This window comes from Kocuria sp. NBRC 114282, from assembly GCF_030268385.1.
Taxonomy (GTDB): Bacteria; Actinomycetota; Actinomycetes; order Actinomycetales; family Micrococcaceae; genus Kocuria; species Kocuria palustris.
This window is the reverse complement of record NZ_BSQO01000007.1, coordinates 37,966-56,252: the sequence shown is the minus strand read 5'-3', so window position 1 is coordinate 56,252 and position 18,287 is coordinate 37,966. Positions and strand designations below refer to the sequence as shown.

The following is an 18,287-nucleotide window of genomic DNA, read 5'->3' as shown; positions in this document are numbered from 1 at the left end:
CAGGACGACATGAGCTTCGAGCTGAGCCGCGAGCAGTACACGAGCCTCTACGGGCCCACGACCGGGGATGCGATCCGACTGGCGGACACCGAGCTGTTCGCGCAGATCGAGCAGGACCTGACCACGCCGGGCGAGGAAGCGGTGTTCGGCGGCGGCAAGGTGGTGCGCGACGGCATGGGCCAGAACGGGCAGCTGGTCCGCGACGTCGGCATCCCGGACACCGTGATCACCAACGTGGTGGTCATCGACTGGACCGGCATCTACAAGGCCGACGTGGCCCTGCGCGACGGGCACATCTTCAAGATCGGCAAGGCCGGCAACCCGGACACCATGGACGGCGTCGACATCATCATCGGCGTGGCCACGGACATCATCGCGGGCGAGGGCAAGATCCTCACGGCCGGCGGCATCGACACCCACGTGCACTTCATCAGCCCGGATCAGATCGAGACGGCGCTGGTCTCCGGCATCACGACCATGATCGGCGGCGGGACGGGCCCGGGGGAGTCGACCAAGGCCACCACGATCACGCCCGGCGCGTGGAACATCCACGGCATGCTGCGCTCCTTCGAGCACTTCCCCATGAACTTCGGGCTGCTCGGCAAGGGCCACGGCTCCGCGATCCAGCCCATGGCGGAGCAGATCCGCGCCGGTGCGATCGGGCTGAAGATCCACGAGGACTGGGGCGCCACGCCGTCGTCGATCAACACGGCCCTGGAGGTCGCCGACGAGTACGACGTCCAGGTCGCGATCCACACCGACACTCTCAACGAGGCCGGGTTCGTGGAGGACACCAAGGCGGCGATCGCCGGCAGGGTGATCCACACCTTCCACACCGAAGGCGCCGGCGGCGGGCACGCTCCCGACATCATCGAGCTCGCCTCGCAGCCGAACATCCTGCCGGCCTCGACCAACCCCACGCTGCCCTACACCCGCAATACGGTGGAGGAGCACCTGGACATGCTCATGGTGTGCCACCACCTGCGCGCGGACCTCCCGGAGGACGTCTCGTTCGCGGACTCCCGCATCCGCAAGGAGACCATCGCCGCGGAGGACGTGCTGCATGACATGGGCATCTTCTCCATGACCTCCTCCGACTCCCAGGCCATGGGGCGCGTGGGCGAGGTCGTGCTGCGCACCTGGCAGGTGGCCGATTCCATGAAGCGCCAGCGCGGCAAGCTGCCGGAGGACGAGGGGAGCACGGGCGACAACCACCGGATCAAGAGGTTCATCTCCAAGTACACGATCAACCCGGCGCTGGCGCAGGGGATCAGCGGATCGGTCGGCTCCGTCGAGGTCGGGAAGTTCGCGGATCTGGTGCTGTGGGAGCCGCAGTTCTTCGGGGTGAAGCCGGACATGATCCTCAAGGGCGGAACGATCGTGCACGGGGTCCTCGGCGACCCCAATGCCTCGATCCCCACGCCTCAGCCGCGCTGGTACCGCAAGGCCTTCGGCGCCTACGGCGATGCGGTCTCGGCCGGCTCGATCACGTTCCTGTCCCGTTCGGCGATCGAGCGGGGCGTGCCGCGCCAGCTGGGGCTGCGCAAGGTCGTGCGCGCCTGCTCCGACATCCGAACCCTGCGCAAGGCCGACCTGAAGTTCAACGGCCAGACGCCCGAGCTGGTCGTGGACCCGGAGACGTATCAGGTCTCCGTGGACGGCGAGGTCGTGACCTGCGAGCCGCAGACCGAGCTGCCCATGGCCCAGCGGTACTTCCTCTTCTGAGGTCGTGACCGTTCACCCTGCCCGCGGCGGACGCAGCGTCCGCCGCGGGCAGGACCGACGACGAGAGGAGTCGCGGCGATGATCGTGACCGAGCTGCTCGGCAGCATGAACGACGAGGCCGGGCGCGCCCTGGTGGGGCGGCGGCACGTCGAGCGCGTGGTCCTGGCGGACGAGGAGCTGTCCAAGCGCATCCAGCGCGTGCGCACCGACCACGACCGGGAGATCGGGCTGCGCCTGCCCCGCGGCAGCGCCGATCTGGGCGACGGCGACATCCTGGCCGTCGAGGGCGAGGAGGCCGACGGCAATGCCGTGGTGGTCTCGCTGCTGCCCACGGACGTCCTGGTGATCGCGGCGCGCAGCATCGTGGAGATGGCCTTCGCCGCGCACAGCCTGGGCAACCGGCACCTGCCGGCGCAGTTCTTCGACGCGCAGAGCCCGTACGGCGCCGAAGTCATGGTGGTGCGCTACGACCACACCGTCGAGGACTTCCTGGTGCATCACGGCATTCCGTTCGAGCGCCAGGAGAGGGTCATGCCCGAGCCCTTCCGCCACGCGGAGCACACGCACTAGATGAGAGCGGCACCGATCACCGCGGCGGCCTCCGGGCCGGATCCGCTGCTGAGCCTGATGCAGCTCACGGACTCGGCCCTGCCGACAGGCGCGTTCAGCCAGTCGCTGGGATTCGAGACCTACATGCAGCGGGGGCAGATCCACGACGAGGGCAGCTTCGCCGAGTGGCTGCAGATGTTCGCCGATCAGCAGCTGACCTACACGGATGCTCTGGCCATCCGCCTGGTCTACGCCGCGCGCGAGGTGGAGGAGGTCGTCGACCTGGACGAGCTGGCGACCGTCCAGGCGCTGCCGCAGCAGGTGCGCGACGGCGGCATCACCATGGGCCGTCGCCTGCTGAGCATCGGCGCGGCGTCCTATCCGGGACCGTGGACGCTGCACTGCGCGGCGGAGGTCGAGGCCGGACGCATGCAGGGCCATCAGGCCGTCGTCTGGGGAGTCCTCGCCCGCGAGCTGGGGCTCGATCAGGACACCGCCGTGGCGGCCCACGTCCAGGCCACGGCGACCTCTCTGACCCAGAACGCGGTGCGCGGCATCCCCCTGGGACAGAGCGCCGGGCAGCGCATCATCCGCGCTGCGCAGGACTGGACCCGCCGGGCCGTCGAGGTCTCCCGGGGACTGGAGCGCGAGGACCTGGGTGCGATCGCCCCGGGGCTGGAGATCGCGCAGATGCACCACGAGCGTCAGCGCGCTCGGCTCTTCATGAGCTGATGCGCTCGGCGCCGGGTGCGCTGACAAGACACGAAGCACACACAGCAACTGCAGAAGGAGAAACGATGGACCCCGTCATCATCGGCATCGGAGGCCCCGTGGGCGCCGGGAAGACCCAGCTGATCGAGCGCCTGACCCGTGCGATGAGCCAGGAGATCTCGATGGCCGCGATCACGAACGACATCTACACCATCGAGGACGCCAAGATCCTGGCGCGCGAGTCGGTGCTGCCGGAGGAGCGGATCATCGGCCTGGAGACGGGCGGCTGCCCGCACACGGCGATCCGCGAGGACACCTCCATGAACGAGGCCGCGATCGAGGAGCTCAAGCGGCGCCTGCCGGACGTGCGCCTCATCTTCGTGGAGTCCGGCGGAGACAACCTCTCGGCGACGTTCAGCCCCGAGCTGGTGGACTTCTCGATCTACATCGTCGACGTAGCCCAGGGCGAGAAGATCCCGCGCAAGGCGGGGCAGGGCATGATCAAGTCGGACCTGTTCGTGATCAACAAGACGGATCTCGCCCCGCACGTCGGCGCGGACCTGGAGGTCATGGAAGCCGATTCCAAGGTCTTCCGCAAGGACAAGCCCTTCGCGTTCACCAACCTGAAGACGGACGAGGGCCTGGATTCCGTCATGAGCTGGATCCGCTCCGACGTCCTGATGCTCGACCTTGACTGAGCAGGCTGCGGGCCCCTCGCAGGACGAGCAGTCGCCGAGCGCTCCGCCGACCGGGCAGCTGCGGCTTCGGATCGAGCAGCGCGACGGCCGCTCCTACGCGGCCCGGCAGTTCCACGACGGCGCGCTGCGGATCCTCAAGCCGCTGCACCTGGATGGCACCGGGCAGGTCTGCTACCCGGTGATCAACCCGGGTGGGGCGTACTTCGGTGCGGACCGCTACGAGCTCGAGCTCGAGGTGGGTCAGGACGCCTCGCTGCTGTCCACTACGCAGTCGGCGACCAAGGTGTATCGGACCCCGCAGGGCCCGGCGCGGCAGGACATGGAGGTCCGCCTGGGCCCCGGGGCGGTGCTCGAGCACCTGCCGGACCAGCTGATCGTCTATCGCGAGGGCTCCTACCGCCAGCGAACGCTCGTGCGGATGCACCCCACCGCGTCGCTGGTCATGGCCGAGATCATCACCCCGGGGTGGTCGCCGGACGGCGAGCCGTTCCGCTTCGACGAGGTGCGGCTGCGCACAGAGGTCCAGGCCGAGGACGACGAGCACCGGCGCCGGCTCGTCGTCGATCAGCTGCGCATGGTCCCCGACGCGACCCAGGCCATCACCGGCCCGGGGATGATGGAGGGCCGCAGCCACACGGGCCAGCTGCTGATCGCCGATCGGCGCCTGGACGACGAGCTGTACGAGCAGCTGGCCTCGTCCGTGGAGGACTCGGCGACGCTGTCCGGGATCACCCGCGGCGGCCTTCCCCATCCCGACGGCCTGCGGTGCGTCGCGATCCGCTCCCTGGCCGATTCCACGGGCGCGATCGCCGCGCTGCACCGCGGGGTCGTCGACCTGCTGCGGGCCCGTTGGCGCGATCAGCCCCCGCTCGACCTGCGGCGCCCGTGACGACCAGGCCCCGACCCTTCTGCTGCGTCCTGCCGACGCCATGCTGAGAGGCTTCACATGATGAACGCTGTCCGCACCGTGCTGTACGGGATCTCCCAGATCTTCTTCCTGCGCAGCGCTCCCGCCGGAGCGCTGCTGCTGATCGGCATCGCCGTGGCGAATCCCCGCACCGCGATCCTCGTGGTGATCGGCTGTGCCGTCCAGACGCTGGCCGCATGGGTCATCGGAGAGCGAGAGCTCGTCCGCGACGGGCTCATGGGCTACAACGGCGCCCTGGTCGGCGCAGCGGCCTCGCTGTCGACCATCCATCTCAACGAGACCGCGCTGTCCATCAACATGACAGTGGTCGGCGCGCTGGCCTGCATCCCGGCCCACCTGGTCCTCCGTGGCCTGTTCGACACGGACGCGCTGCGCCGCTTCGGACTGCCGGTCTCGACCGCGCCCTTCTGCCTCGTGGCGGGACTGCTCTTCGGCGTGCTGCAGCCGATCGTCGAGCCTGGCATCACGACGACCTCGGCCGGCGCCGTGCAGGGATCGCTGCTCGGGATGCTGAACCCCTTCGCCGAGGTCGTGCTCGCGGACGGCCTGGTCCCGGGGCTGGTGATCCTCGCGGCGCTGCTGGTGGGATCGCTGCGCGTGGGGCTGTGGGGGCTGTTCGGCTCGCTTCTCGCTCTGGTGCTCGGTCTCGTCCTCACCGGCGACATCGCTCCGGTGTCCACAGGTCTGATCGGCTACAGCGCCGTGCTCGTCGCGATCGCCCTGGGGGCGATCTTCTGCCCGGGACGCGGCCTGGTCCACCGGCTGGTCTGCGCGGCGATCGGCGTGGCCGCAGCCGTCGGGCTGCGCTGGGTGCTGGACCCCACCCCCATCCCCACCTACACCTGGCCGTTCCTGCTGGCCATGTGGGCCGTGCTGATCGCAGACGAGCTGCTCTCGCCGCAGCGGCGGCAGTTCTCGGACGCGTCGCCGAGCAGCGAACGTGCGCCCGCGTGAGCCGTCCTGCCGCTTCCGCTCCATCGTCCGAGTGGACATCCCGTTGCGCTGTTCAGCCCGACAGCGCAACGGGGCATCCACTCGATGCGGGGGAGACGAGGGACAGGGGCTCACGGTCTGCCGTGCCGTCTGAGATGCCCGACGAGGAGACAGAGATGACTGGTCGTCCGCCCACCGGTGGGCAACTGCACCCGCACCGACCAGCCCCTGGAAAGAGGCTCGACACGCACCGTCCGGAGGCCTGCGAGCACACCCCCGGACGTCGATTCAGGCCGGACAGCGGGCACGAGGTCCAGCGCCGGATCACCGACTACTGGGACCAGCGGGCGCGGGAGTACGACCGCCAGCAGCACCGCGAAGCACGCGTGGAGGCGGATCGGATCGCGTGGCGGGGGATCCTTGAGCAGGTGATGCCCGCTCAGCCCCAGGACGTGCTGGATCTGGGCACCGGCAGCGGCTACATGGCCCTGCAGCTGGCGCAGCTGGACCACCGCGTCACGGGGATCGACCTCTCGGAGGCCATGCTCGGTATCGCCCGGGACCGGGCTGCTGAGCTGGGCCTGGCGGTGGAGTTCGGCCTGGGAGATGCCGCCGAGCCTCCGGTGGCGCCCGGTTCCTTCGACGTCCTCGTCAGCAGGTACCTGCTGTGGACCCTGCGCTCGCCCGATGACGCCCTGCGTGCCTGGCGGCGCGCGCTGCGACCGTCGGGGCTGCTCGTCGCGGTCGACGGCCTGTGGTTCCCGCGGGGGATCGACGCGAACCCGACTCCAGGGTTTCGCGAGCACTACGACCCTGCCGTGCGCTCGGTGCTGCCGCTGGCCGAGGCCCGCAGCGTCGAGGAGCTCACTGAGCGGATCCGCGCCGCGGGCTTCCGGGACGTGCGGGTGCGTCTGCTCGAGCAGCTGTGGGAGCTGGACCGCGATCGAGGGGTCGTTCAGGGCCACGATCTGGTGCCCCAGCACCTCATCACGGCTCGGCCCTGAGGTGGGACGGCAGCGGATCGCGCGCTGCGGGATCGTCAGTACAGTGAAGGCTTCTGAAGCCGAAGGAGGGGCCGCATCGTGACGCAGGAGACGAGCCCGCCAGTCGCGGGCTCGCGGATCGGGCGGGTGCTCTCGCGCAGCCGCCGACGCGCGGTCCTGTGGATCATCGCCCTGGTGGCCGCGCTGTGCGCTGCGCTCGTGCTGGCGGTCGGCGTGGGCTCGGTGAGCATCGGGCCCGTGCGCGTGCTGGGTGTGCTCGTCGAGCATCTGACGGGGGTGGAGATAGGCCCCGGTGCCAGCGCCACGCAGGATGCGATCGTCTGGCAGGTCCGCGCCCCGCGCGTGGTGCTCGCGGCCTTCGTGGGGGCAGGGCTGGCGGTGTGCGGCATGGCCCTGCAGGCGATGGTGCGCAACATGCTGGCCGATCCTCAGCTGCTCGGCATCAGCTCCGGAGCCTCCTGCGGCGCGGCGGCCTCGATCCTCTTCGGGTTCACCCTGGGCGGCGGGGAGCACGCCCTGCAGGCCATGGCCTTCCTGGGCGCTCTGGGAGCCTCCGTGCTCGTCTACGCCACCGCCCGCTCCGGCGGCCGGCTGACCTCGGTTCGGCTCCTGCTGGCCGGGGTCGCGGTGGGCTACGCGCTCAACGCGCTGACGAGCTTCCTGATCTTCGCCAGCGGCAGCGCCGAGGGCACCCGCTCGGTCATGTTCTGGCTGCTGGGCTCGCTGTCGCTGGCGTCGTGGGGCACGCCGCTGGCCGCCGTCGTCGTCATCGCCTCGGTGACCGTGGTCGTGCTGAGCCTCCAGGGGCGGCGCCTGGACGCCCTGGCCCTGGGCGACGACACCGCGCACTCGCTGGGCGTGTCGCCGGAGCGCACGCGGGCCCTGCTGCTGGTGCTCGTCTCGCTGTGCATCGGGGTGCTGGTCGCGGCCTCGGGCAGCATCGGGTTCGTGGGGCTGATCATGCCGCACCTGGCCCGGCGACTGGTCGGCGCGGCTCACACCGCCGCCATTCCCGTGGCGGCCCTGCTGGGCGCTCTGCTGCTGAGCCTGGCGGATCTGGCCGCGCGCACCGTGCTGCAGCCCCAGGAGCTGCCCATCGGCATCATCACCGCGATGCTGGGCGCCCCCTTCCTCCTCCTCCTCATCCGACGCATGCGCGCCGGGTCCTCCTCTCGCTGATCGGAGCTCCATGCACTCGTCATCCCGTTCTCGCGCCCGCGTCCTGTCGGCAGCCGCCGTGCTGCCGGCGGCCGCACTTCTGCTCGGCAGCTGCTCCCAGGACCAGGCCTCCGAATCCGACGGAGGCGGCGGGCACTACCCGGTCACCGTGAACAGCTGCGGGGAGGACGTCACCTTCGAGCAGGAGCCGGAGCGGATCGTGCTGCTCAAGTCCGCGTCGGTGCCGGGGCTGCACGAGCTCGGTGTGCTCGACCGGGTCGAGGCCAAGGCCGGGGCCTATCCGCTGGAGTCCTACGACGAGACCACCCGCGAGGAGGTCGAGGCCATCCCTTCGCTGGGCGGCGACGTCGACTCGAGCGGGCATCTGAGCGTGTCCCAGGAGGCCGTCATGGCCCAGGAGCCGGACGTCGTGATGGGACAGGCGGAGAACCTTGATGCCTCCGCGCTGTCGTCGGTGGGGATCCCGCTGCTCGAGGAGCCGGCGCTGTGCCCAGGGGGCATCGAGGACCCCGGGTTCGACGACGTCTACGACCAGCTGCGGCTGTACGGGAAGGTCTTCGACCGCGAGGACGAGGCCGAAGAGAACATCGGCGAGCTCGAGGATCGTGTGGCGGCTGTCGAGGAGCAGGTCGACGGATCCGCCTCGGACCAGGAAGAGCCCCTGACCGCCGCGGTGCTCTACCCCACGGTCGGCGGCGGCACCACCTATGCCTACGGCGCCCACAGCATGGCCGCGCCGCAGCTGGAGGCCGCGGGTCTGGAGAACGTGTTCGCAGACCTCGACGAGCGCGTGGCCGAGGTGACTCCCGAGGAGCTGGCCGGGCGGGATCCCGACGTCCTGATCGTCCTCTACTCGGAGGGCGACCCTCAGGCCGTCGAGGACTCGATCTCGGACATCCCCGGCACCGACGGCATCTCCGCGGTCGTCGAGGACCGGATCCTGGCCATGCCGATGAACATGACGGAGCCGGCCACTCCGCAGGCAGTGGACGGTCTGGAGCGGATCGTGGAGGAGTTCCAGCAGTGATCGAGGGGACCGGGCTGTCCTTCTCCTACGGCCGGGGCCCCGCGGTGGACGGGATCGACGTGGTGTCGGTGCCCGAGCGACTCATGGGTCTGATCGGACCCAACGGCAGCGGCAAGTCGACGCTGCTGCGGCTTCTGCATGGTCGCCTGCGGCCGGCTTCCGGGCGGGTGACGGTCGACGGGCGCGATCTGGCCGGGATGAGCGCCAGGGACATCGCGCGCAGCATCGCGGTGGTCGTCCAGGAGCACGAGCCCGCGGTCGAGCTCAGCGCAGCGGAGATGGTCATGCTGGGGCGCCTGCCCCGCGGCGGGCTGGGCGGCCCGGCGGCCGCCGATCATGCGGCCGCGGAGTCCGCTCTGGAGCAGGTGGGCCTTCTCGCCCAGGCCGAGCGGCCGCTGTCGGCCATGTCCGGCGGCGAGCAGCAGCGGGTCATGATCGCCCGGGCCATGGCGCAGGAGACGGAGCACCTGCTGCTGGACGAGCCCACCAATCACCTGGACATCCGCTACCAGCACGAGGTGCTCTCCACGGTGCGGCAGCTGCGCCGCACGTCGATCGTGGTGCTGCACGACCTGAACCTGGCGGCGCAGTACTGCGATGAACTGGTGCTGCTGGACCACGGCCGGATCGCCGCCCGCGGGACGCCGGACGAGGTGCTGCGCGCCGAGGTCCTGGAGCCCGTCTACCGCATCGGCGTGCGGCGCTGGGACGACGACGGCATCCACCTCTCCTTCGGCCTCCGAGACTGACTCTCCCCGCCCCGTCCTGCCACCCCGCCGAGTGGATACTCAATTGCGCAATTCGGCCCTTCTGCGCAACTGGGCATCCACTCGGCCGGGGGGGCTGGAACGACGGCAGCGGAAAGTCCGGTTCGATCAGGCGATCAGGGGCCCGACCAGCAGCGCCAGACCCAGCAGCAGCCAGCCCACGGGGAAGATCCAGCACAGGACCTTGCCCGTCCGGTGGGCCACATTGAGCGTCCAGTTCGACGGCTGGTTCTGGACCATCAGCGGAAGCTCGGGGTCATCGACCAGACCCGGGATGCGCCATCGATGCAGGTCCTCTCGCGAGTGCTCGCCGAGGGGGATCTCGAGTGCGTCGAGCTCGCGCAGCACGTCAGCCCGGCTTCCGCGGAGGCAGGCGGCGGCGATCAGAGGCAGAGCCAGCATGGAGGCGCCCAGCAGCCAGGTACCGCGGATCTGCCCTGAGCCGTCTGCCCAGCCGGCCACGCTCGTCGCGCAGATCGCGGTGCCCAGCGGCAGCAGGGACCAGGCCACGGCGGCGGCGAGGCGGCGGTTCTGCACAGCCATGCGGATCAGCGGTCCCAGTCCATCGGCGAAGGGGTTCCGGGGACGAGGTCGGCCCACTGCGGTGACCAGCGTCGTCAGGCCCGAGGCGAACAGGACGCCGCTGGCCCCCAGCAGCGGGCCGACCAGCACCGAGCCTAGGGTCTTGGGCTCCCAGCGGGTGACCTGGCCGTCGGCGTCGGTGTGGGCGGCGACCTGCTCGGGGATCCGGTCCCACCATGCGGCGCACAGCAGCAGCGTCGCGACCAGCACCGCGGCCATGACCACGGAGGGCACCAGCGGCGAGGGCATGCCGTCGACGTGCAGCTCGTAGCCGCCCTCCTCGACCGTCCGCGCCCACTCGCCCTTCGGCAGGCCGTCGGAGTCCGCGGGGCGGTCCCGGGATGCTGGCAGGGCGGCGGATCGGTCGGAGCTCACCGCGCCATCCTCCCACCCCCCGCCGAGTGGATACTCAGTTGCGCTGTTCGCCCCGATAGCGCAACTGAGTATCCACTCGGCGGGAGGGGAGGGGCGCGTAGGGTCGGGGCATGACGCATGTGGAGATCAAGAAGGTCCGCGACGAGCCCTCCTCGGACGACGGCGACCGGCTGCTCGTCGACCGCATCTGGCCGCGCGGGGTGTCCAAGGCCGACGCCGAGCTCGACGGCCATCCCAAGGACGTGGCCCCCAGTACCGACCTGCGCAAGTGGTTCGACCACGACCCGAAGAAGTTCCAGGAGTTCGGCGACCGCTATCGCGCAGAGCTCGACGACAATGACGCAGCCCATGACCTCGCCGCCAAGCTGCGCGATGAGCGCCCCCAGCAGGTCACGCTGCTCTATGGCGCCAAGGACGACGAGCACAACCATGCGATCGTCCTGCGCGAGTGGCTGCGCGACCACCTCTGAGACCGCCGAGTGGATCCTGGGTTGCGCTGTTCGCTCCCTCTGCGCAACTCAGTGATCACTCGGCGAAGGGGGAGGGGCGGCGGGCGCGGCGGATCATGTCGATCAGCGCCGGGCGGTGGCCTCGAAGGTCCTCTGCGGTGACCCGCAGCTCCTGCCACCCTGCCGCCTCGGTGAGCCGACGCCGCAGGATGTCCTTGCGCAGCTGATCCCCGCGGGCATGATGCGGCCCCTCGACCTGCAGGCTCAGCCGATCCTCGTCATCGGCCAGATCGGGCCAGAAGCAGGATCCGTTCGGCGCGCTCACCTCCAGATCGGTGACCCAGCGGGTCTCCCCGAAGCGCTCGAGGCACAGGCGCGCCTCGGTCTCCAGCGCGGAGTCGACGGCCCCCGCCGTGCGCTGCAGGGCGCGCTTGATCCGAGCGACTCCGCGCACTCCCGGCAGCTCGCGCAGTTCTCGCTCGAGCTGCTCTCGAGACCTCAGTGCCGGCAGATCCTTCCGGATGCCGGTGGTGTGGGTGCAGATGATGCCGTCGAGCACGGCGACCAGGGCGTCGTCGTCGAGCAGCGGCCAGCGGCCCTGAGCGGCACCGGCCAGATCCACTGCGGTCCGCGCAGGGGAGGTGACGACGACGCCCTCGAACTCGATCAGCGGAGTCAGCCGGGGCAGCAGGCGGTGGGCGATGATCCCGGGAGATCGCATGAGCAGCTTGGGATCGGGGGAGACCAGGTGAATCGGCCAGGCCATGCGCAGCCGGTTCGGCACCCGCAGACCGAGCAGCGCCGCAGCCGTCACGTGACTGGCCGCCGCCCCGGGTTGGGCCTGGAGCATGGCAGGCAGCAGGCGGCGCAGCTCCCGGACATGGTCGGCTACCGCATCGCGCTGGCCGGCCTGCCAGACCCCGCGAGAGACCCGCACATAGGGCCCTCGTGTCAGCTGAGCGGGGCTGACCCCGGCGACGGCCGCCTGAGCGGTGGTGAAGGCGTGCTGGGACAGCGACTCCGGCACGACATGAGGCGGTTTTCCCATGGCCGCAACGGTGCCGCAGCGCGCCGCCGTCGTGGGGCCGGGATCGGACTCTGTGCAGTGCGCGTGGGGGCCGGCCTGTGCAGGGCAGCCCTGTGGAGCCGCTGCCCTCCCGCCCCCTCCCCGCCGAGTGGATGCTCAGTTGCGCTGTTGGGGCGAACAGCGCAACTGAGCATCCACTCGGCGGGGAGGGGAGAGGGGGACTCGGTGGGCGTGGATGTTCGGGCAGGGCGTCGGTAGCGTCAGGGACAGACAGGACGGGCGGTGCAGGTCGGGCCCGTCGACGCACAGCAGCGAAGGAGCGCAGGACATGGACGCAATGAAGACGAACGCCGCCGGACGCCAGATGGTCGCCGTGGTCACCGGGGCCTCGACCGGTATCGGCGAGGCCACCGCACGACGCCTGAGCGCCGACGGCTGGATCGTCTACGCCGTGGCGCGGCGCGCCGAGCGCCTGGAAGAGCTGGCTCAGCAGACCGGGGTGATCGCGGCGGCGACCGATCTCACCGTGCAGGAGCAGGTCGATGCCCTGCGCGATCGCGTGCTGAGCGAGCAGGGCACCCTGGACGCGCTGCTGAACATCTCCGGCGGCGCGCGCGGCACCGACCGGGTCGCGGATGCCAAGGACGAGGACTGGCAGTTCATGTACGACGTCAACGTCATGGGCACCATGCGCCTGATCCGCGCCTTCCTGCCGGCGCTGCGCGACAACGGCGAGGGCACTGTGCTCAACCTGACCTCGATCGCCGGCTGGCGGGCCTACGAGGGCGGCTCCGGCTACAACGCCGCCAAGTTCGCCGAGCGCGCCATGACCGAGGCGCTGCGCCTTGAGGAGGCCGAGAACAACCTGCGGGTGATCGAGGTGGCCCCGGGTCTGGTGCACACCGAGGAGTTCTCGCTGATGCGCCTGGGCGGGGATCAGGCGGCCGCGGACAAGGTCTACGCGGGGGTGGACAAGCCGCTGACGGCCGAGGACGTGGCCGAGGTCTGCGCCTTCTCGGTGAACCTGCCGCACCACGTGGACCTGGACACGATCACCGTGAAGCCGGTGGCCCAGGCCGCCCCGCACAAGATGATCCGGAGCAGCTGAGGAGCCTTCAGCGGGTGTATGCGGAGGAGCCTTCAGCGGGTGTAGGCGGTGCCGGTGACCTCGCAGCCGTCGTCCGAGTGGAAGGCCTGGACCTGGGAGAGGAAGGAGCCGGCGTCGGTGCCGTCGCAGGCGCTGTGGACGTTGGAGGCATAGGCGCCCACGCCGGCCAGGACGCTGAGCACCAGCAGGAAGGCGAGCACTGCGCTGAGCAGAGCTCGGCCGTTGAGAGCATCGGTCATGCGGGCACCTCCTGCACTGCTGTCTGCGACCCTCGGACGATCACTCCCTGCGATCGTCGCCCCCGGGGCGCGGTGCCGCCGCCTGCGGCACCTGTCGGTCGGCTGCGGCGCCCTCCGCTGCAGTGGGTCTGCCGGGCCCAGATGCGTGTCGAGGACAGCCTCCGGCGACGGACCACGAGACAACGTAGCGACCCGCACGAGGGCCGCGAGCCGATTCGAGGGGAAAACCGATAACGATCCGGTCACTGTGTGCCGATTAGTTGATCTGGGTCACACCTGGGGCGCGGCTGGGCGAGAGCCCTGTCACAGCAGGAGCTTCAGGACCCGAAGACCACCGTGCGGTCGCCGTTGAGGAAGATCCGCCCCTCGCAGTGCGCCTGGACGGCCCGGTGCAGGACGGTGCGCTCCACATCGGCTCCGGCCTGCACCAGGTCGTCCTTGGAGTGCCCGTGGTGCACGCGGGTCACGTCCTGCTCGATGATCGGACCCTCGTCGAGATCCGCGGTGACGTAGTGCGCGGTGGCCCCGATCATCTTCACGCCGCGGTCGTGGGCGCGCTGATACGGATTCGCGCCGATGAACGACGGCAGGAACGAGTGGTGGATGTTGATGATCGGGGTGGGGGCCTTCTGCAGGAACTCGTCCGAGAGGATGCGCATGTAGCGCGCCAGCACGATCAGGTCGACGTCCTCGCCGATCGCCTCGAGCACCGCCGCCTCGTGCTCCTGCTTGGACAGCCCCTCGTGCGGCACCACGACGAACGGGATGCCGTGGAACTCGCACAGCTGACGGTGGACGTCGTGATTGGCCACGACCTTCACGATCGACCCGCCGAGCTGCCCGTCCTGGGCCCTGCGGATCATCTCGTTGAGGCAGTGATCCGTCCGGGAGGCCAGCACCACGATGCGCTGCTGCGCCGGGTGCGGGCGGATCTCCACCTCGGCGTCGTCGATCGAGGCGGTCAGCCGCTCGCCCAGGCGCCGGAACTCATCGTCCTCGGCCGCGGGCGAGGCGAAGAGCCCGGAGGGTGCCTCGATGACCGCGCGCACGAAGAACGAGCCGTCGTTCGTGAACTGATCCAGCTGGTTGATGTTCAGACCCCGGTCAGCGAAGGCGGTCGTGATGATGGAGACCAGTCCGGTGCGGTCGGGGCAGGAGACGCGGACGATGCGCTGGAGCACGGCACTTCCTCGAGGGACGAGAGGCAGGGGAACGAAGGGATATCGTCCCACAGGCGCCCGCACGGCGCGGCCATCCCGACGTGCCGCAGGTGTGGGCCGTGGCCTATGATCGAAGGCAGAACGTGAGCACAGATCCGGCCATCACCGGGGAGCTCTTCGGAAGAACGGGGCCTGCGCCCTCAGTAGAACCGAACGGGTCGGGCCCGACACAGCCTCAGGAATCGAGCGGCTCGCCTGCTCCCGGACACGGGGGCGGCGGGCAAGCGAGGTGGTACCGCGTCGAAGACGGCCGTCACGCACGGCCACGGCGTCCTTGCAGCAGGGTCCCGCGGAGCATGGTCCGCGGGAACGAGGACGACGCACGACCAGGACGGACCACATGAGCGCACAGCATCCCCTGTATCCCAAGGCGAGCACCGGCGAGACCCGCGGCGTCCCCGCCTCTCCGCGCTTCCCGCAGATCGAGGAGCGGGTGCTCGAGTACTGGAAGCAGGACGGCACCTTCCAGGCCAGCATCGACCAGCGCCCGGCCGGCGAGAACGGCTCCAACGAGTTCGTCTTCTACGACGGCCCCCCGTTCGCCAACGGCCTGCCGCACTACGGCCACCTGCTCACCGGCTACGTCAAGGACCTCGTGGCCCGCTTCCAGACGCAGCAGGGCCGTCGCGTGGAGCGCCGCTTCGGCTGGGACACCCACGGCCTGCCCGCGGAGCTCGAGGCCATGAAGCAGCTCGGCATGACGGACAAGGCCGAGATCGAGGCCATGGGCATCGACCGCTTCAACGACGCCTGCCGCACCTCCGTGATGACGTACGCCTCCGAGTGGAAGGACTACGTCACCCGCCAGGCGCGCTGGGTCGACTTCGACAACGACTACAAGACCCTGAACCCCGACTACATGGAGTCGGTCATCGGCGCGTTCAAGGCCCTGGACGACAAGGGCCTGGTCTACAAGGGCTACCGCGTCCTGCCGTACTGCTGGAAGGACGAGACCCCTCTGTCCAACCACGAGCTGCGCATGGACGACGACGTCTACCAGGAGCGCACCGACCAGACGGTCACCGTGGCCTTCCGCCTGACCGGCGAGGTCCAGGACGAGACCGCCGGCGACCTCGATCTGGCCGCTCAGCTCGCCGGCGCCGAGGCCCTGGCCTGGACGACCACCCCCTGGACCCTGCCCACGAACCAGGCGCTCGCGGTCGGCCCGCAGATCTCCTACGTCCTGGTGCCGGGGCGCGGCGAGCTCGAGGGCCGCCGCTTCCTGCTGGCCCAGGACCTGCTGGGCGCCCACGCCGAGGCACTGGGCTTCGAGTCCGCCGAGAAGGCCGCGGCCGCCGTCGAGCGCACGCTGCAGGGCGCGCAGCTCAAGGGCCTGCGCTACGAGCCGCTGTGGGACTACCTGCGCGGCCTGCCGGGCACGGCCGTGGCGCTGGCCCCGGGGCAGTCGCTCGAGAACTCGTGGCAGATCATCGTGGCCGACTACGTCACCACGACCGACGGCACGGGCATCGTCCACCAGGCCCCGGCATACGGCGAGGACGACCAGATCGCGTGCGCCGCCCACGGCATCCCCGTGGTGCTCTCCGTCGACGAGTCCGGTGCCTTCTTCGGCTGGTTCGCCGACGGCTCCGTGCTGCCGGGCACCCCGCTGGGCCCGATCGCCGATCGCAACGTGTTCGACTCCGAGGTCTCGCGCACGATCATCCGCGATCTGCGCGAGCGCGGGCTGCTGGTGAAGCAGCAGTCCTACGCGCACTCCTATCCGCACTGCTGGCGCTGCCGCAACCCCCTGATCTACCGCGCGGTGGACTCCTGGTTCGTGGAGGTCACGCGCTTCAAGCAGCGCATGGTCGAGCTCAACCAGGACATCAACTGGATCCCGGGCAATGTGAAGGACGGGCAGTTCGGCAAGTGGCTCGAGAACGCCCGGGACTGGTCGATCTCGCGCAACCGCTACTGGGGCTCGCCCATCCCGGTGTGGGAGTCGGATGATCCGGCCCACCCGCGCCGCGACGTCTACGGCTCGCTGGCCGAGCTCGAGGCGGACTTCGGCCGTCTGCCGCGCAATGCCGAGGGCGAGGTGGACCTGCACCGGCCCTGGATCGACGAGCTGACGCGCCCCAACCCGGATCACCCGGAGGCCACCATGCGCCGGGTGCCCGAGGTCCTCGACGTGTGGTTCGACTCCGGGTCGATGCCCTATGCCCAGGTGCACTACCCGATGCAGAACCGCGAGTGGTTCGAGACCCACAACCCGGGCGACTTCATCGTCGAGTACATCGGGCAGACCCGCGGCTGGTTCTACACGCTGCACATCCTGGCCACGGCGCTGTTCGACCGCCCCGCCTTCCGCAATGTGATCTCCCACGGCATCGTGCTGGGCTCGGACGGGCAGAAGATGTCCAAGTCCCTGCGCAACTACCCGGATGTCTACGAGGTCCTGGACCGCGACGGCGCCGACGCCATGCGCTGGTTCCTGATGTCGAGCCCGATCCTGCGCGGTGGCAACCTGATCGTCACCGAGGAGGGCATCCGCGAGGCCGCCCGCCAGGTGCTGCTGCCGCTGTGGAGCACCTGGAACTTCTTCAGCCTCTACACGAACGCCGCCGACGGCGGGGCCGGCTACGACGCCCAGCCCCGGTACAGCTCCGATCACGTGATGGACCGCTACGTCCTGGCCCGCACCGGCGCCGCCGTGCGGGAGGTCGAGCGCCACCTGCAGGACTACGACGTCTGGGCCGCGGCCGAGGCGCTGCGCGCTCACATGGAGCTGGTGACCAACTGGTACGTGCGCCGCAGCCGCGATCGGTTCTTCGAGGAGGACCGCGAGGCCTTCGACGTCCTGTGGACCGTGCTCGAGACGACCGTGCGCATGGCGGCTCCGCTGCTGCCGCTGGTCAGCGAGGAGATCTGGCGCGGGCTGACCGGCGGGCGCTCCGTGCACCTGACGGACTGGCCCGACGCCGATCGGTTCCCCCGCTCCGCCGAGGACGAGCGCCTGGTCCAGCTCATGGAGACCACGCGTGCGGTGTGCTCGGCGGGCTCGTCGCTGCGCAAGGCGCACAGCCTGCGCGTGCGCCAGCCGCTGGCCGGCATGACAGTGGTCGTCCCGGACGGCCAGGCGCTGGCCGGCACGTTCGAGTCCATCGTGGCCGATGAGCTGAACCTCAAGTCGGTCGAGCTGCGCGACACCGCCAGCACGAGCCCCGCGGACTACGGCATCTCCCAGCAGCTCAAGGTTAACGCCCGCGCGGCGGGCCCGCGCCTGGGCAAGGGCGTGCAGGCCGTGATCAAGGCGGCCAAGGCGGGGGACTGGTCCACCGCCGAGGACGGCACCGTGACCGCCGGCGGCGTCGAGCTGGCCGAGGGCGAGTACGAGCTGCAGACCGTGGTGGGAGAGGACGCGGCGGCCGAGACCGCCGTGACCGTCCTGCCCGGCGGCGGGTTCCTGGTGCTCGACACCGCCCTGACCCCGCAGCTGCAGGCCGAGGGCGTGGCCCGCGACATGGTCCGCGCCGTGCAGCAGGCACGCAAGGACGCCGGGCTGCAGGTCTCCGACCGCATCCGCACCACGATCACGGACACCGCCGAGGTCGTCGCGGCCGTGCAGGAGAACAGCGAGCTCGTCTCTGGGGAGACACTGTCGGTCGAGCTCGAGCTGCTCGAGACCCCGGACCCGAAGCAGTCGGGCATCACGGTCGCCGTGGTGGCCTCGGCCGGATCGGAGGGCGCGCTGTGAGCATCGATCCCCCCGAGAAGAACGCTGGCGCAGCCGCCGAGGACGCCGACCTCGGCGCCTCGGCGC

At 70.3% G+C, this 18,287-nt stretch carries 17 protein-coding genes; 13 read left to right on the top strand and 4 right to left on the bottom strand.

The window, feature by feature from the left end:
- Positions 1 to 9: 9 nt before the first annotated feature.
- The 10 genes from ureC to QSJ40_RS10970 all read left to right on the top strand — a co-directional run bounded on the left by ureC (position 10) and on the right by QSJ40_RS10970 (position 9,503).
- Positions 10 to 1,725 (top strand): urease subunit alpha, encoded by a 1,716-nt coding sequence (ureC, locus tag QSJ40_RS11015; RefSeq protein ID WP_058871023.1) that lies wholly within the window; start codon positions 10 to 12, stop codon positions 1,723 to 1,725.
- 78 nt (positions 1,726 to 1,803) lie between these two features.
- Positions 1,804 to 2,295 (top strand): urease accessory protein UreE, encoded by a 492-nt coding sequence (ureE, locus tag QSJ40_RS11010; RefSeq protein ID WP_285730933.1) that lies wholly within the window; start codon positions 1,804 to 1,806, stop codon positions 2,293 to 2,295.
- The gene (locus QSJ40_RS11005; RefSeq protein WP_061711309.1) at positions 2,296 to 3,006 is read left to right on the top strand and encodes an urease accessory protein UreF; all 711 of its coding nucleotides are present in this window, start codon (positions 2,296 to 2,298) and stop codon (positions 3,004 to 3,006) included. It abuts the gene before it with no gap.
- Positions 3,007 to 3,071: 65 nt separating this feature from the next.
- The gene (gene ureG / locus QSJ40_RS11000) at positions 3,072 to 3,683 is read left to right on the top strand and encodes an urease accessory protein UreG (RefSeq protein ID WP_024290656.1); all 612 of its coding nucleotides are present in this window, start codon (positions 3,072 to 3,074) and stop codon (positions 3,681 to 3,683) included.
- Positions 3,676 to 4,572, top strand: a complete 897-nt coding sequence (locus QSJ40_RS10995) for an urease accessory protein UreD (RefSeq protein ID WP_285730930.1) — start codon at positions 3,676 to 3,678, stop codon at positions 4,570 to 4,572. The genes ureG and QSJ40_RS10995 overlap by 8 nt, the downstream gene beginning before the upstream one ends.
- A 57-nt stretch (positions 4,573 to 4,629) precedes the next feature.
- Positions 4,630 to 5,565, top strand: a complete 936-nt coding sequence (locus QSJ40_RS10990; RefSeq protein ID WP_285730928.1) for an urea transporter — start codon at positions 4,630 to 4,632, stop codon at positions 5,563 to 5,565.
- Between the two features lie 155 nt (positions 5,566 to 5,720).
- A complete protein-coding gene (locus QSJ40_RS10985) occupies positions 5,721 to 6,548 on the top strand; it encodes a class I SAM-dependent methyltransferase (protein ID WP_285730926.1) in 828 nt (275 codons plus the stop codon).
- Positions 6,549 to 6,626: 78 nt separating this feature from the next.
- Entirely contained in the window at positions 6,627 to 7,727 is a 1,101-nt protein-coding gene (locus tag QSJ40_RS10980) for a FecCD family ABC transporter permease (RefSeq protein WP_024290652.1), read from the top strand.
- A 10-nt stretch (positions 7,728 to 7,737) separates the two neighbouring features.
- A complete protein-coding gene (locus QSJ40_RS10975; RefSeq protein WP_251715396.1) occupies positions 7,738 to 8,754 on the top strand; it encodes an ABC transporter substrate-binding protein in 1,017 nt (338 codons plus the stop codon).
- The gene (locus QSJ40_RS10970; protein WP_285730921.1) at positions 8,751 to 9,503 is read left to right on the top strand and encodes an ABC transporter ATP-binding protein; all 753 of its coding nucleotides are present in this window, start codon (positions 8,751 to 8,753) and stop codon (positions 9,501 to 9,503) included. The genes QSJ40_RS10975 and QSJ40_RS10970 overlap by 4 nt, the downstream gene beginning before the upstream one ends.
- A gap of 126 nt (positions 9,504 to 9,629) precedes the next feature.
- Here the strand turns inward: QSJ40_RS10970 and QSJ40_RS10965 are convergent, their stop codons facing one another.
- Positions 9,630 to 10,478, bottom strand: coding sequence for a DUF1648 domain-containing protein (locus QSJ40_RS10965; protein WP_285730918.1), 849 nt, complete (start codon positions 10,476 to 10,478; stop codon positions 9,630 to 9,632).
- Between the two features lie 110 nt (positions 10,479 to 10,588).
- Here QSJ40_RS10965 and QSJ40_RS10960 point away from each other — a divergent pair, with 110 nt between their 5' ends.
- Complete coding sequence (locus QSJ40_RS10960) at positions 10,589 to 10,948, top strand: DUF488 domain-containing protein (protein ID WP_040561677.1); 360 nt, start codon at positions 10,589 to 10,591, stop codon at positions 10,946 to 10,948.
- Between the two features lie 55 nt (positions 10,949 to 11,003).
- Here the strand turns inward: QSJ40_RS10960 and QSJ40_RS10955 are convergent, their stop codons facing one another.
- Complete coding sequence (locus tag QSJ40_RS10955; protein ID WP_206390074.1) at positions 11,004 to 11,975, bottom strand: putative endonuclease domain-containing protein; 972 nt, start codon at positions 11,973 to 11,975, stop codon at positions 11,004 to 11,006.
- Positions 11,976 to 12,282: 307 nt separating this feature from the next.
- On the opposite strand from QSJ40_RS10955, the gene QSJ40_RS10950 reads away from it, so the two are divergent.
- Positions 12,283 to 13,062, top strand: coding sequence for an SDR family oxidoreductase (locus QSJ40_RS10950; protein WP_251715401.1), 780 nt, complete (start codon positions 12,283 to 12,285; stop codon positions 13,060 to 13,062).
- Positions 13,063 to 13,094: 32 nt separating this feature from the next.
- Here the strand turns inward: QSJ40_RS10950 and QSJ40_RS10945 are convergent, their stop codons facing one another.
- Entirely contained in the window at positions 13,095 to 13,301 is a 207-nt protein-coding gene (locus tag QSJ40_RS10945) for a hypothetical protein (RefSeq protein WP_006214623.1), read from the bottom strand.
- A gap of 317 nt (positions 13,302 to 13,618) precedes the next feature.
- Positions 13,619 to 14,482, bottom strand: coding sequence for a formyltetrahydrofolate deformylase (gene purU, locus QSJ40_RS10940; protein WP_251715402.1), 864 nt, complete (start codon positions 14,480 to 14,482; stop codon positions 13,619 to 13,621).
- A 379-nt stretch (positions 14,483 to 14,861) separates the two neighbouring features.
- Between purU and ileS the strand changes: the two genes are divergently transcribed.
- Positions 14,862 to 18,221, top strand: coding sequence for an isoleucine--tRNA ligase (gene ileS, locus QSJ40_RS10935; protein ID WP_285730910.1), 3,360 nt, complete (start codon positions 14,862 to 14,864; stop codon positions 18,219 to 18,221).
- The last annotated feature ends 66 nt before the right edge of the window (positions 18,222 to 18,287 follow it).